Raw genomic sequence first — 12,905 nt, forward strand, 5'->3', positions numbered from 1 at the left:
CCAAGGCGCGGAACCGTAAACCACCAAAGGCGGAAGGGAAGGCCACCGCATGTCGTTCGACGAGGAATGGTCCACGGCCCGGAGCACGGCAGCCGCCAACGTCTCCACGCGGCTCAACAGCGTCCCGGCAGCGCCCGGCCCGGGCGGTGGCAGTAGCGACCTCGAACTCGACCAAGACCACATCGGCGCGGTCGGCTCCGAGGCCTACCAGCTCCACACCCGGCTCTCCACCGACGGCAAGCACGCCGCCGCCTCCACCGCCGAGGCGGCCGGCGCGCTCTCGCGAGAGAACTTCGCGAGTGGTGCGGCCCTGCTCAAGGTCAACACCCGCTGGGAGAGCCAGCTCAAGACCCTCGTCGCCGCCTGCGCGAACATCTCCAACGGCCTGAACTACTCCCTCTCCTCGCACAGCAAGGAAGAGCACCAGTTGCACGCCGATTTCACGGCCTCCAAGATCGACCAGCTCCTCAAGTAGCGAAGGCAGCGGACACGTGCTGACGTACGAGAACGTGATGAACGCGCCCCTGGGCCCGCTCCAGACCGCGATCACCGACTGGGCCGCGATGGTCAAGAAGCTGGACGAACTGGCGGAGTCGGCCCGCAACGGCATGAAGGCCAAGTCGGACAAGGCCCAGTGGAACGGCGTCACGGCGGGCGTCGCCCGCCCCTTCATCGACAAGACGGCCAAGGAGTTCGAGGACGCGGCCCAGGAGGCCAAGGGAATTCACAAGGCGCTCACCGAGGGCCACGAGGCCTTCAAGGCCTCGCGCGAGCAGCTCCAGAAGATCGCCGACGTCGAGGCCCCCGCCGCCGGCTTCCGGGTGGGTGCCAACGGCAAGGTCGAGGCGGCTCCCTTCGCAAGCGACGCGGACCGGTACGCCGCCCGCCACGACCCGGACTACCTGGAGTCCGTCCGTGTGAACATCCCGCTCTGGCAGGCGAAGGTCGACGCGGTCATCGACAACTGCGACGACGTCGACCAGTCACTGGTCCGCATCCTCGCCGCCAACGTCACGGACGACAACAACTTCACCGTGGCCAAGTACGGCAGCCTCGACGCCGAACAGGCCGCCCGTGCCGCGGAGCTCGCGAGGAAGGGCCGCGGGCTCACGCACGAGGAGCTCGTCGAGCTCAATGAGCTGCTGGCCGACAACGCGAAGGTGCCGGAGTTCTCGACGAGGTTCTACGAGGCGCTCGGCCCCAAGGGCGCGCTGGAGTTCTTCGGAACGATGTCCACGGACACCTTCGACTACGCGAAGCAGGATCCGCAGCGGCTGGGGGACGTACAGGAACTCCAGCGGAACCTGGGCCTCAACCTCGCCACGGCCACGAACTCCGGGACCGAACCGCACCTGCCGGACAGCTTCGCCCAGGACCTGCGCAGACTCGGCACCGAGCGCATCCCGCTGGCCCGCTACGACCAGAACCCGCCCTACGGTTACCAGTTGCTCGGCGGCATCATGCGCTACGGCGCCTACGACCCCAAGTTCCTGGTCCCGATCGCCGAGCACGCCACCCAGATCCACGCCAAGGACCCGGACTTCTTCAACGGGGCACGCCAGATCAACGGCTACGGCAAGAACATGCTCAACCCGTCGGGTATCAACGGCGCCGGCTACGACCCGGTGGTCAGTTTCCTGGAGGCCCTGGGGCACAGCCCGGAGGCAGCCCGGCAGTTCTTCGACCCGGACGCGTCCCCGCAGGCGTACAACATGGACGGCACGGAGAAGTCCGGCCCCCCTGACCTGGGCAAGGGACCGGACAAGAAGCCGATCACGAGCTACCTCGACTTCTTCGCCAACGACAAGTACGACTTCACCATCGACATGGAGGGCACGAACCCGGACGACCTGAAGAAGGTCCAGACGTACATGCCGGACGCTCTTGGCCACGCCCTCGAAGCGGCGACGCTGGGCCGTGCCTGGGATGACCCGAAGCCTGTCCTCGATCGGACCGAGTCAGGTGCACATGTCATGGAAGCCGTCGTCGCCAAGTACGGCGGTGACGCCGGCCTGCTCAAGGCCCACGAGTCGCTTGCCGACAGCCTTGGCCATATGACCGCCGGATACATCGACGATGTGAACGCGGCGCTGGACGACAAGGGGACCGACAGCGTCTTCTCGCCGGGGCCGGGTGACAAACAGGCGCACGCAGCGTTCGGCCGGGAGGGCGCCCGTGATCTCCTCAGCGCTCTGGGGCAGCATCCGGACGCGTATGCGACCGTCTCCACAGCCGAGCGAATCCATGCGTCGAGCGTGCTGGAGACGCAGGGATTCCACGACGGGCAGATCGACGAAGGCAGGGCTCGGGCGACGATCCGCACCTCCGCCGAAGTCCAGGGGATGCTGGACGAGTCCAGGGCCGGTCAGGTCAAGGCCATGGGCGATTGGAAGCACGAGGAGTACGAGAAGGCCCACGAAAAGCAAGCCGCGTGGGTCGAGTTCGCCACTACGGGGGCACTGGTCGCGGGTGTCGCCTTTCTGCCGGCCACCGCTGCCGCCGCGGGCGCCGCGGCCATCCTCGTGCCCTTGGCCGTGGACCTGGGCAGCGGGGCTGTCGAGCAGGCTGCCTCGCAGGTCGTCGGCGAGTGGTCCGACGGTGCTGTGGAGCGGCACAAGGACGAGGGCGAAGCAAAGGTTCATGCCACGAACAAGCAGATGTACCAGGCGGGCGAGCACAGCGCGGAGGCGCCGATGAAGCAGTTCATCGAACGCCACGACATCGACCCGAACAGCAACTTCGGAAACGATCTCATCGAGTCGCAGCGCGACGGATACCAGGTGGGCAACTCTCGCGCCGTCCAGCAAGGACACGAGGCAGAAACGGGCAAGCCGAAGCCATGAGGAAAAACGTCGGAAGGCCGCGCTCGATCGTTTCGGTCCGCTTGGTGGCCCTCGGTGTCCTGGGTTCCCTGGCCGTGAGCTGCGGATCCACACCGGAGAGCGAGAAGTCGCCGGAACCGAAAACCGTGTCCGTGGGGCAGGTCTGCGGGGGAACGCTGTTCACGCCCGAGGCGGGCACCGCCCTGGAGCGGTTGATGGGCATCTCGGAATTCGTCGTCGAAGACGGGCAAGCGGATCTGAGCGCAGATGGCATCGCCAGGGTGATGGAGCAAAACTATCGGTCGGGCAGAGACGTCGTGGACGCGGACGCTGCGCAATGCCGGATCAAGGGAGCCCCGAAGCAGTCGGAGGGCGGGAAGCCCCGCTCAGCGCAGGCCGCGGTGGTCTTCCTGGGCCACACACGGTCCGCCGCCGAACCGAGCGGGCCGAGACTTCTTCGTGAGGGCAGGGCGCACACGGTCAAGTTCGATTGCGTGAGTTCCCGCGTCGGGTCCACCCGGCAGGTCCCCTTGAGGATCAGTGCCGCTTTCACCGTTGTCGAAGGCGACGCGTCCGGCAAAGCGACAGCCGCCGCCGACGCTCTCGTGCTCGTGCATTCCGCGGCCGTCTCGGTGGCCGAAGAGCTGCGCTGCGAGAACAACGGCGGGCTTCCGGGCCGCCCCGGGGAACTGGAGAAGTTCGCATCCGAACCCTAGGGCGGGCAAGGCGAAGGCCGCTCAGGGGAGCGCCTTCCCCTGAGCGGCCTTCGCCGTGGAAGCCGTGACCGGAATCGAACCGGCGTAACTCGCTTTGCAGGCGAGTCCCTAAACCACTCGGGCACACGGCTGTGTGGTGGTGATGGGTATGACCGTACGAGGGTGCGGGAGGGCGGGGGAAGGGGTGCCGGGGTCGTGCAATGCGACTGCCATGCCGCGTTCACAGTCCAGGGTGCGGAGCGCGGTCCTTGCGGCCCGGTCTCGCGGCTGCTGCCCGGTCACTGCCCCGGCTCAGAGCTCCTTGGTGGTGTTCAGGCGAGTGATCTCGGCAGCGTAGGCGGCGGTGCGGAGCGCCGATGTGCCGGAGACGTACAAGCCGGTGCCGACCGAGGCCAGGGGCAGGGAGAGGAGGAGGGCGGCGAGCATCGGGCCCCAGTCGCGCTCGGCGTCACAGCGTTCGCCGTCGTCGTTGACGTACGACACCGCGAACCTCCTGCTGTCCTGGTGGAAGGCGCGGGACTCGCACTCGACGGGCTTGAAGTCCCCGCCCTGGTCGACGCTGAAGGGGAAGACGAGCAGGTAGCCGATCCAGAGCCAGATGAGGGCGGCCGCGGCCAGCAATCCCCGGCCCCACCCCTGCTGGCGCAGGCCGCGCACACGGAACTCTCTGTCGTATATCTGTGCCAATGAGTTCATGGAGGCGAAGCTAGCGCAGGCCGGTCGCCCGGGACGTGGGCAAGCCGTCGGGGGCCGGTAGGCCTAGGGCCAGGGGCCGAGGTGGGATACGCCGAAAGGACAGGGTCGATATGGGGGGACGCACCTTACGCTGGGGCGATGAGCGTCCTCCCGCAGCGAGCTGCTGCACCCGCCGCACCGATACCCGGCCACCCGAAGGGCGGGGTCTTCGGGCCCGCGTACCGGACGCTCAGCATCGGGATCATCTCGGTCATCTTCCTGATCGCCTTCGAGGCCACCGCCGTCGGGACCGCCATGCCCGTGGCCGCCCGGGAGCTGGACGGGATCGCGCTGTACGCCTTCGCCTTCTCCGCCTACTTCACGACCAGTCTGTTCGGGATGGTGCTCTCGGGGCAGTGGGCCGACCGGCAGGGGCCGCTGCGGCCGCTGACCGTGGGGATCGGGTCCTTCGCCGCGGGGCTGGTGTGTTCCGGGACCGCCGGGGCGATGTGGATGTTCGTGCTCGGGCGGGCCGTGCAGGGGTTCGGCGGCGGGCTGGTCATCGTCGCGCTGTACGTGGTCGTCAGCCGGGCCTACGAGGAGCGGCTGCGGCCCGCGATCATGGCGGCCTTCGCGGCGAGCTGGGTCGTGCCCTCGATCGTCGGGCCGTTGGCGGCGGGGACCGTCACCGAGCACCTCGGGTGGCGCTGGGTCTTCCTCGGGATCCCCCCGCTGGTCTTCGTACCGCTCGCCGTGGCGCTGCCGGCGATACGGCGGAGCGCCTCCGGGCCGGTGGACCCCGAGGCTCCGCCCGTGGCGGTCGACCGGCGGCGGATCCGGCTGGCGCTGGGGATCTCGGTCGGGGCGGGGCTGCTGCAGTACGCGGCGCAGGACGTGAGGTGGCTGTCCCTGCTGCCCGGGCTCGCGGGGGCGGCGCTGCTGGTGCCCGCGGTGCTGGGGCTGCTGCCGCGCGGGACCTACCTGGCGCGGCGCGGGCTGCCGTCGGTGGTGCTGCTGCGGGGCGTGGCGGCGGGGTCGTTCATCGCCGCGGAGAGCTTCATCCCGCTGATGCTGGTCACCCAGCGGGGGCTGAGCCCGACGATGGCCGGGTTCTCGCTCGCGCTGGGCGGGGTGACGTGGGCGGCCGGCTCGTGGGTGCAGTCGCAGGGGCGGACGGCGCCGTACCGGGAACGGCTGATGGTACTGGGCATGATCATGGTCGCCGTGGCGATCGCCGGGGCGCCGGCGGTGCTCGTGGAGTGGGTGCCGGTGTGGATCATTGCGCTGGTGTGGGCGCTGGGGTGCCTCGGGATGGGGCTCGTCATCGGGTCCACGAGCGTGCTGCTGCTGAAGCTTTCGGCGCCGGAGGAGGCGGGGGCCAACTCCGCCTCCCTGCAGATCTCGGACGCGCTGGCGAACGTGGTGCTGCTGGCTGCCGGGGGTGCGGCGTTTGCTGCGCTGGGTGGGGGAGCGGTGGGCTCCGCGGTGCACTCCGTGGGTGAGGGGGGTGGGGTTTCGCACCCCGGTGCGTTCGTGGTGGTGTTCCTGCCGATGGCCTGCGTGGCGCTGGTGGGGGCTTGGGTTGCCACCCGGCTGGATGCGGAGCCTCGGCGGGGCTGAGGCGCTTCGGCGGGTGCCCCGCCGTTGCCGGGGGCCGGCCCCCGGGGGCCCGCTCCTCAAGCGCCGGAGGGGCTGGATTTGGCCGGGGTCGGCCCTGTACGGGTTGGCGGGCCCGGGCCCGTGGTCCGGTGCCGCGCCGTTGCCGGGGGCCAGCCCCCGGGCCCCCGCTCCTCAGGCGCCGGAGGGGCTGGATTTGGCCGGTGTGGGTCTGAGCGTGCGGGCCCGTGGGGCGGGGGCTGGATTTGGCTGGTGTCGCTCTGAGCGTGCGGGCCGGTGGGGCGGGGGCTGGATTTGGCCGGTGTGGGTCTGAGCGTGCGGGCCCGTGGGGAGGGGCTGGATTTGGCTGGCGTCGGTCTGCGTGTGCGGGCCGGTGGGGTTGAAGGGTGCCGAGGCCGGTAATTCGGGGCAGCGTCGGGCCGAGCTGGCTAGCATCCGGGGATGGAAGAGCAGTTGATCATCGTCATGGCCGATGCCGAGCGGGCGGAGTTGGCCGATCTCGCCGATGCCACCGGGCAGAGCGTCGAGGAGGCCGTGCTGGCCGCCGTGCGGGGATGGGTGCGGGGGGAGCGGGAGCGGGCCGGGGGCGAGGCCTTGCGGCTGGCCGGGCGGCATGCCGGGTTGCTGAGGAGGCTCGGGGAATGAGCACCGGGAACATGACGCGGCACCTGACCCTCTCAGAGGTTCTCGACCTCGCGCGGCACGCCTGCCTCGCCCAGGACCAGCCCGTCGAGCTGCGCGCCCCCGGGCTGCTGGAGTCCGCGGTGCACCGGCCGCGGGCCCGGATGTTCGGGACCTCGGCGTACGAGGACACCTACGAGCAGGCGGCCGCCCTGCTGCACGGGATCGCGACGAACCACCCCCTCGTCGACGGGAACAAGCGCACCGCCTGGCTCGCCGCTGCCACCTTCCTCGCCCTCAACCGAGTCGATCTCGGTGACGCCGATGAGGATGCCGCGTACGGCCTGGTCATCGACGTGGCGGCGGGGAACGAGGAGGACATCGGGCGGATCGCGGAGCGGCTGCGCGCGCTCGCCCGGCGAATGTGACGCTCGCCGCACGCGCCGAGGTCACGGGCCTGTCCCTCCGCGAGGGGCGGGCCCGGGCCGGTAAGGTGGCCCGGTTGTCCTACGTACGACTGCCCGTACCGCTGGCCGTACCGATGCCCGGAATGCACGCCGCCCGGAACGGATACGCCGCCGAGAGCCCGAACCGGAGACCGTGACTACTACCGCCTCCCACCACCTCTCACCCGCCTTCCCCGGCCGCGCGCCGTGGGGTACCGCCAGCGCCCTGCGAGCTTGGCAGCAGGGTGCGCTGGACCGGTACCTGGAGACCCAGCCGCGCGACTTCCTCGCCGTCGCCACCCCCGGCGCCGGAAAGACCACCTTCGCCCTGACGCTCGCGTCCTGGCTGCTGCACCACCACGTGGTGCAGCAGGTGACCGTCGTCGCGCCGACCGAGCACCTGAAGAAGCAGTGGGCGGAAGCGGCCGCCCGGATAGGGATCCGGCTGGATCCTGATTACTCCGCGGGGCCGCTCAGCAAGGATTACCACGGGGTCGCCGTCACGTACGCGGGTGTGGGCGTGCGCCCGATGCTGCACCGCAACCGGTGCGAGCAGCGCAAGACCCTGGTGATCCTGGACGAGATCCACCACGCCGGTGACTCGAAGTCCTGGGGCGAGGCCTGCCTGGAGGCGTTCGATCCGGCGACCCGGCGGCTCGCCCTCACCGGTACGCCTTTCCGGTCCGATACGAATCCCATTCCTTTCGTGGCTTATGAGGAAGGGAACGACGGGATTCGGCGGTCCTCCGCCGATTACACGTACGGCTACGGGAACGCCCTCGGCGACGGGGTCGTGCGGCCCGTCATCTTCCTTTCCTACAGCGGCAACATGCGCTGGCGCACCAAGGCGGGCGACGAGATCGCCGCGCGCCTCGGCGAGCCGATGACCAAGGACGCCATCTCGCAGGCCTGGCGTACGGCGCTCGACGCGCGCGGCGACTGGATGCCGAACGTGCTGCGCGCCGCCGACCAGCGGCTGACCGAGGTCAGGAAGGGCATCCCGGACGCGGGCGGGCTGGTCATCGCCGCAGACCAGGACTCCGCGCGCGCGTACGCCAAGCTGATCCGGGAGATCACGGGGAGCAAGGCCACCGTCGTACTGTCCGACGACACCGGGGCCTCGAAGCGGATCGACGAGTTCGCCGCGAGCAACGACCGCTGGATGGTCGCCGTCCGCATGGTGTCCGAGGGCGTCGACGTACCGCGCCTCGCGGTCGGCGTGTACGCCACCACCATCTCGACCCCCCTGTTCTTCGCGCAGGCCGTCGGGCGCTTCGTGCGCTCGCGCCGGCGCGGCGAGACGGCCTCGGTGTTCCTGCCGACCATTCCCTACCTGCTGGGCTTCGCCAACGAGATGGAAGTCGAGCGCGACCACGTCCTCGACAAGCCGAAGAAGCAGGGCGAGGAAGACCCGTACGCCGACTCCGAGAAGGAGATGGAGGAGGCGAACAAGCAGGAGGACGAGGACACCGGCGACGAGGAGCAGATGTCCTTCGAGGCGCTGGAGTCCGACGCCGTCTTCGACCGGGTGCTGTACGACGGCGCCGAGTTCGGCATGCAGGCGCACCCGGGGAGCGAGGAGGAGCAGGACTACCTCGGCATCCCGGGACTGCTCGAACCCGACCAGGTGCAGATGCTGCTCCAGAAGCGGCAGTCGCGGCAGATCGCGCACAGCAAGCGCAAGCCGGACTCGGAGGCGGACCTGCTGGAGCTGCCGGCCGACCGGCGGCCCGTGGTCTCGCACAAGGAACTGCTGGAGCTGAGGAAGTCGCTGAACACGATGGTGGGCGCGTACGTCCACCAGAGCGGCAAACCGCACGGCGTGCTCCACACCGAACTGCGCCGCGTGTGCGGCGGACCGCCGAGCGCGGAAGCCACGGCGGGACAGCTGCGCGAGCGAATCAAGAAGGTCCAGGAGTGGGCCACCCGGATGCGGTGATTTCCTACGGAATCCGGCGCGGGGGGCGGGGGAGTTTTGTACGGTTCCCGCCCGCCCGGGCCACCGTAGCGGTGTCGACGCACCCGTGGTGGGAGGCCCCGAGAGGTCGTCCGGGGCCGTGCTCGGACATGAGCGGCCGTCAGGGCCCGAAGGTCACGAATTGACAGCGATGCGCGTTTTCAACCGGCATAAAACGGCAGTAGGCGCCCGGATTCTGGACGAGCTCTTCCGCTGAGCGAACCTGCTCGCTACTGTCCCCGCATCGAACGCCCCGTGGCAGCGCCGCCGCGGGAGCGCAGCCGGTGCCATGGCCGCTACCGGCGGCCTCTCCGTGCGTCGCCGAGGGACCGGCGGCGCTATCCCCAGAGAGTCACCGCCGCCCACCGAAAGAGGGAGAGGCGTCGTGACCGCGGAAACCTCCCAGACTCTCGACCGAGGACTCCGAGTTCTCAAACTGCTCGCCGACACCGACCACGGTCTGACCGTCACCGAGCTCTCCAACCGCCTCGGTGTGAACCGCACCGTGGTCTACCGCCTCCTGGCCACCCTCGAACAGCACGCCCTGGTCCGCCGCGACCTCGGCGGCCGCGCCCGCGTCGGGCTCGGAGTGCTGCGCCTGGGCCGCCAGGTGCACCCGCTCGTGCGCGAGGCGGCGCTGCCCGCGCTGCGCTCCCTCGCCGAGGACATAGGCGCCACCGCGCACCTGACCCTCGTGGACGGAACCGAAGCGCTCGCCGTGGCGGTCGTCGAGCCGACCTGGACCGACTACCACGTGGCCTACCGGCCCGGCTTCCGCCATCCGCTGGACCGCGGGGCAGCCGGCCGGGCCATCCTGGCCGCCCGCCAGGGCACGCTCATCGAGCCCGGGTACACGCTCACCCACGGAGAGCTCGAAGCGGGCGCCAGCGGCGCCGCAGCGCCGCTGGTGGGCATCACCGGGCTGGAGGGCAGCGTCGGCGTCGTCATGCTGGCCGACGCCGTGCCCGAGCGGGTCGGCCCGCGCGTGGTGGACGCCGCCCGCGAGGTGGCCGACGCCCTGCGCTGAGCCGCGCAGCCGCACGCGCAGCACATCCGGACACCGAGCCGCGCCCCCCACCGCCGGGGGCGCGGCTCGACCCGTTCGGGGGCACCCGCGCTAGATTGGCCCGGTGCTCTCTCGCCTCACACGCCTGCCGCGTCCCGCCGCCCTCGCCGTCTGCGCCGTGCCCGTGCTCGCGCTGCTCGCCGTCGCGGCCCTCGCACCGCTGCCCTTCGTGATCGCGCAGCCGGGCCTCACGGCCGACGTGCTCGGCTCCCGTGACGGCAAGCAGGTCATCTCCATCACCGGGGCCCCCACCCGCGAGACCACCGGCCAGCTGCGGATGACCACGATCCAGGCCACCGGACCCTCCACCACCGTCACCCTCCCCGAGCTGGTCGGCGACTGGTTCGACACCGCCCGGGCGGTCATGCCCAGGGAGTCGGTGTACCCCTCGGGCGGAAGCGACAAGGAGATCGAGGAGCACAACCTGGAGGAGATGACCAAGTCGCAGTCGACGGCCTCCGCGGCCGCCCTCGGCTACCTCCACAAGGACCCCAATGACGTGAAGGTCGAGCTGAACCTCGCCGACGTCGGCGGTCCGAGCGCCGGACTGCTCTTCTCCCTCGGCATCGTCGACAAGCTCGACGGGAACGGCAGCGGCGGCGATCTCACCGGCGGCAGCACCATCGCCGGTACGGGCACCATCACCGCGGCCGGCGAAGTCGGCGCGGTCGGCGGCGTGGCCCTGAAGACCCAGGCCGCGCGGCGCGACGGGGCGAGCGTGTTCCTCGTACCGGCGGCGGAGTGCTCGGACGCCGAGTCCGAACTCCCCAAGGGGCTCCGGCTGGTCCCCGTCACCTCGCTGACGGATGCGGTGAACGCTCTGCGGGCTCTGCAGAAGGGCGAACCGGCTCCGTCCTGCTGAGCCGGGAGGCCGCCTCCATGCTCCGCCAGGAGGGGAACACCAGCGGCGAGAGCGTGACGAGGAAGTAGGTCCCGCCGAACACCAGCAGCGCCTTCGTCACCCCGAAGCCGTCGACCAGCAGCCCCGCGGCCAGCCCGCCCAGCGGCATCGTCAGCTCACAGCCGGCCGTGGTCACGCCGGCGACCCGGCTGCGCAGGGCGTCGGGCACCTTCTCCATCATCACGGTGGTCAGGATCGGGTTGAGCACGCCCGCGCCCAGCCCCGACAGGGCCATCGTCACCGCGAGCGGCAGCGGGGTGTCGGTGAAGGCGGCGACCACGTAGCGCGGGGCTCCGCACAGCAGGAACGCCGCGGCGAATACGGCCCTACGGGGGAACCGCTCGCCCCAGGCTCCGTAGAGCAGGGCGCCCAGCAGCGCGAACCCGCCGAAGAGGGCGATCATCAGTCCGAGCGCGGTGGGTCCGCCGAGGGCTTCGAGGCCGTGCACGGGCAGCAGGACCGAGGACCAGCCCTGGTCTATGCCGTTGGTCATCATCACCATCACCGTGATGCCCAGCAGCAGCCTGGCCCGGGTCAGGAACCGCCAGCCTTCGGCGAGTTCGGCCCGGTAGCCCGCCAACGACACCTTCCCGGCGGCGCGCTGCGGCTCGGCGGCCGGTATCCCGCGCAGGAACACGGCGACCAGCAGCGCGGAGGCGCCGAAGGTGGCCGCGTCGAGGAGCAGCACCGACCCGGCGCCGATCGTGGCGATCAGTACGCCGGCCAGTGCGGCCCCGATCATGCGGGCTCCGCGCGAGACGGCGTCGTAGAGGCTGGCGGCGCGGGCGATGGTGGTGCCGGCGTGCTCGGCGAGATGGGGGAGCAGGACGTAGCGCGCGGTCAGTCCGGGGGTGTGCACGAGGCCGCAGACGGCCATCAGTGCGCACAGCATCCAGAACTCCAGCAGCCCGGTGTGGTGCAGCAGCGGTATCGCGGCCACGGCCAGCCCGCAGATCAGGTCGGAGACGGCGGAGACCCGGCGGCGGCCGATCCGGTCGATGACCGGGCCCCCGACCAGGGCGGCGATCGCGACGGGCAGGGTGGCGCAGAAGGCGACGATCCCGGCCCGGCCGGCGCTGCCCGTGGTCTGGAGCACGAACCACGGCACTCCGATCAGGGTCAGCGAACTCCCGGCTATCGAGATGGTGTTGGCGAGCAGGACGGCGGTGAAGGGGACACGGCTCACGCGATGCCGCCGTGCGGGCGGGAGATCCGGGTGTTGCGGGTGATGCGTGCGTGCAGGTGCGCGGGCTGGATCAGGCGGATGCCGAGCGCGATCAGGGTCTCGCCGAGCTGGTTGCGCAGGGCGGGGGCGCGCAGGCGGGGAACGGGGGAGACCGGCGGCGCGGCCGCCCGCGCGCGGCGCCAGGCGGCGGCCTCGGCGGTGCGGGTGGCGTGGGTCTCGGCATGGATGTGGGCATGGCTGAAGGCGTGCACGGCAGGGCTCCTTCTGCGAAAGGGGTGGAGGCGCGGGCTACTTGGTGCGCACCGGGAAGGCGTGTGTGTGGACGCGGACCGTCTCCGTGCCTTCCGAGGGCGGCAGATCGCGGTAGCTGTTGATCAGGTCGTGCATTTTGAGGACCAGCTCGTGGCTCTGCTCGGGGGTCAGCTGCAGCGAGAAGTCGCTGAGCTCGGAACTCCGCCGCCACTCCAGTGACCAGGTGTGCGCCTCGCCCAGCCAGGAGGACAGCTCCTGTTCGTGGATCTTCACGATCTCCGCGAGGAAGACCTCCGCGGCACCGCGCGTGGCCGGGTCGGTGTCGTAGACCAGCGCCTCGTCGAAGATCGTGCCGTCCTGGGCCGGCCGCCACCAGCGCTCACGGCCCTTGCCGTGCTCGGGGGCGTCCTCGACGAACCCGTACGCGGCGAGCTGGCGCAGGTGGTAGCTGGTGGCCCCGCTCGATTCCCCGAGCCGCTCCGCCAGCTGCGAGGCGGTGGCCGGCCCGTGCAGGCGCAGGTCGCCCAGGAGGCGGATGCGCAGCGGATGGGCCAGGCCGCGCAGGGAGTGGGCGTCGAGCTTGCGGAGCTGGGGCTCCGGATTCTGGGAATCGGCGTTCTTCTCGGGCATGCCTCAACAGTAGAGT

14 protein-coding genes and 1 tRNA gene are annotated in these 12,905 nt (G+C 70.7%); 10 read left to right on the plus strand and 5 right to left on the minus strand.

The genetic code is table 11. The features are described from left to right. Positions 1-49 precede the first annotated feature (49 nt). From OG276_RS23310 to OG276_RS23320, 3 genes are read left to right on the plus strand one after another with little or no spacing between them, the layout of a single operon-like run. On the plus strand, positions 50-475 hold the full coding sequence (locus OG276_RS23310) for a hypothetical protein (protein ID WP_266908384.1): 426 nt from the start codon (positions 50-52) through the stop codon (positions 473-475). 16 nt (positions 476-491) lie between these two features. Continuing rightward, complete coding sequence (locus tag OG276_RS23315) at positions 492-2,843, plus strand: hypothetical protein (RefSeq protein ID WP_266908386.1); 2,352 nt, start codon at positions 492-494, stop codon at positions 2,841-2,843. Positions 2,844-2,887: 44 nt separating this feature from the next. Continuing rightward, a complete protein-coding gene (locus tag OG276_RS23320) occupies positions 2,888-3,538 on the plus strand; it encodes a hypothetical protein (RefSeq protein WP_266908388.1) in 651 nt (216 codons plus the stop codon). A gap of 56 nt (positions 3,539-3,594) precedes the next feature. Here the strand turns inward: OG276_RS23320 and OG276_RS23325 are convergent. Together OG276_RS23325 and OG276_RS23330 are read right to left on the minus strand one after the other, a co-directional pair. Beyond that, positions 3,595-3,669: transfer RNA gene (locus tag OG276_RS23325), tRNA-Cys, on the minus strand. Between the two features lie 160 nt (positions 3,670-3,829). Continuing rightward, on the minus strand, positions 3,830-4,234 hold the full coding sequence (locus OG276_RS23330; RefSeq protein ID WP_266908390.1) for a hypothetical protein: 405 nt from the start codon (positions 4,232-4,234) through the stop codon (positions 3,830-3,832). Positions 4,235-4,372: 138 nt separating this feature from the next. Here OG276_RS23330 and OG276_RS23335 point away from each other — a divergent pair, with 138 nt between their 5' ends. The 7 genes from OG276_RS23335 (at position 4,373) to OG276_RS23365 (ending at position 10,782) form a co-directional block, all read left to right on the plus strand. Further along, positions 4,373-5,833: an MFS transporter gene (locus OG276_RS23335; protein ID WP_266908392.1), complete on the plus strand. Its 1,461-nt coding sequence runs from the start codon at positions 4,373-4,375 to the stop codon at positions 5,831-5,833. A 438-nt stretch (positions 5,834-6,271) separates the two neighbouring features. Beyond that, entirely contained in the window at positions 6,272-6,475 is a 204-nt protein-coding gene (locus tag OG276_RS23340) for a hypothetical protein (RefSeq protein WP_266908394.1), read from the plus strand. 11 nt (positions 6,476-6,486) lie between these two features. Then, on the plus strand, positions 6,487-6,879 hold the full coding sequence (locus tag OG276_RS23345; RefSeq protein ID WP_266913052.1) for a type II toxin-antitoxin system death-on-curing family toxin: 393 nt from the start codon (positions 6,487-6,489) through the stop codon (positions 6,877-6,879). Continuing rightward, positions 6,876-7,055 (plus strand): hypothetical protein, encoded by a 180-nt coding sequence (locus OG276_RS23350; protein ID WP_266908396.1) that lies wholly within the window; start codon positions 6,876-6,878, stop codon positions 7,053-7,055. The genes OG276_RS23345 and OG276_RS23350 overlap by 4 nt, the downstream gene beginning before the upstream one ends. Continuing rightward, entirely contained in the window at positions 7,052-8,836 is a 1,785-nt protein-coding gene (locus OG276_RS23355) for a DEAD/DEAH box helicase (RefSeq protein WP_266877913.1), read from the plus strand. The genes OG276_RS23350 and OG276_RS23355 overlap by 4 nt, the downstream gene beginning before the upstream one ends. Positions 8,837-9,239: 403 nt before the next feature. After that, positions 9,240-9,881 carry an IclR family transcriptional regulator gene (locus OG276_RS23360; protein WP_054222485.1) on the plus strand — a complete coding sequence of 214 codons (642 nt, stop codon included), beginning with the start codon at positions 9,240-9,242 and terminating at the stop codon, positions 9,879-9,881. Between the two features lie 103 nt (positions 9,882-9,984). Further along, the gene (locus tag OG276_RS23365) at positions 9,985-10,782 is read left to right on the plus strand and encodes a S16 family serine protease (protein WP_266908399.1); all 798 of its coding nucleotides are present in this window, start codon (positions 9,985-9,987) and stop codon (positions 10,780-10,782) included. Here the strand turns inward: OG276_RS23365 and OG276_RS23370 are convergent. Genes OG276_RS23370 through OG276_RS23380 form a run of 3 tightly spaced genes read right to left on the minus strand, consistent with a single transcriptional unit; the run spans position 10,712 to position 12,889 of the window. Next, positions 10,712-12,007, minus strand: coding sequence for an MFS transporter (locus OG276_RS23370; protein ID WP_266908401.1), 1,296 nt, complete (start codon positions 12,005-12,007; stop codon positions 10,712-10,714). The two genes, OG276_RS23365 and OG276_RS23370, sit on opposite strands and share 71 nt — an antisense overlap. Beyond that, positions 12,004-12,258 carry a hypothetical protein gene (locus OG276_RS23375; protein ID WP_266908403.1) on the minus strand — a complete coding sequence of 85 codons (255 nt, stop codon included), beginning with the start codon at positions 12,256-12,258 and terminating at the stop codon, positions 12,004-12,006. The genes OG276_RS23370 and OG276_RS23375 overlap by 4 nt, the downstream gene beginning before the upstream one ends. Positions 12,259-12,295: 37 nt before the next feature. Next, positions 12,296-12,889 carry a transcriptional regulator gene (locus OG276_RS23380; RefSeq protein WP_266908405.1) on the minus strand — a complete coding sequence of 198 codons (594 nt, stop codon included), beginning with the start codon at positions 12,887-12,889 and terminating at the stop codon, positions 12,296-12,298. Between the last annotated feature and the right edge of the window lie 16 nt (positions 12,890-12,905).

This window comes from Streptomyces sp. NBC_00086 (genome assembly GCF_026343255.1).
Taxonomy (GTDB): Bacteria; Actinomycetota; Actinomycetes; order Streptomycetales; family Streptomycetaceae; genus Streptomyces.

Bases quoted from the DNA above. Each gene is read 5' to 3' on its own strand.
- OG276_RS23310 (WP_266908384.1), top strand. From the start codon at position 50: ATGTCGTTCGACGAGGAATGGTCCACGGCCCGGAGCACGGCAGCCGCC.
- OG276_RS23330 (WP_266908390.1), bottom strand. From the start codon at position 4,234: ATGAACTCATTGGCACAGATATACGACAGAGAGTTCCGTGTGCGCGGC.
- OG276_RS23335 (WP_266908392.1), top strand. From the start codon at position 4,373: ATGAGCGTCCTCCCGCAGCGAGCTGCTGCACCCGCCGCACCGATACCC.
- OG276_RS23340 (WP_266908394.1), top strand. From the start codon at position 6,272: ATGGAAGAGCAGTTGATCATCGTCATGGCCGATGCCGAGCGGGCGGAG.
- OG276_RS23345 (WP_266913052.1), top strand. From the start codon at position 6,487: ATGACGCGGCACCTGACCCTCTCAGAGGTTCTCGACCTCGCGCGGCAC.
- OG276_RS23380 (WP_266908405.1), bottom strand. From the start codon at position 12,889: ATGCCCGAGAAGAACGCCGATTCCCAGAATCCGGAGCCCCAGCTCCGC.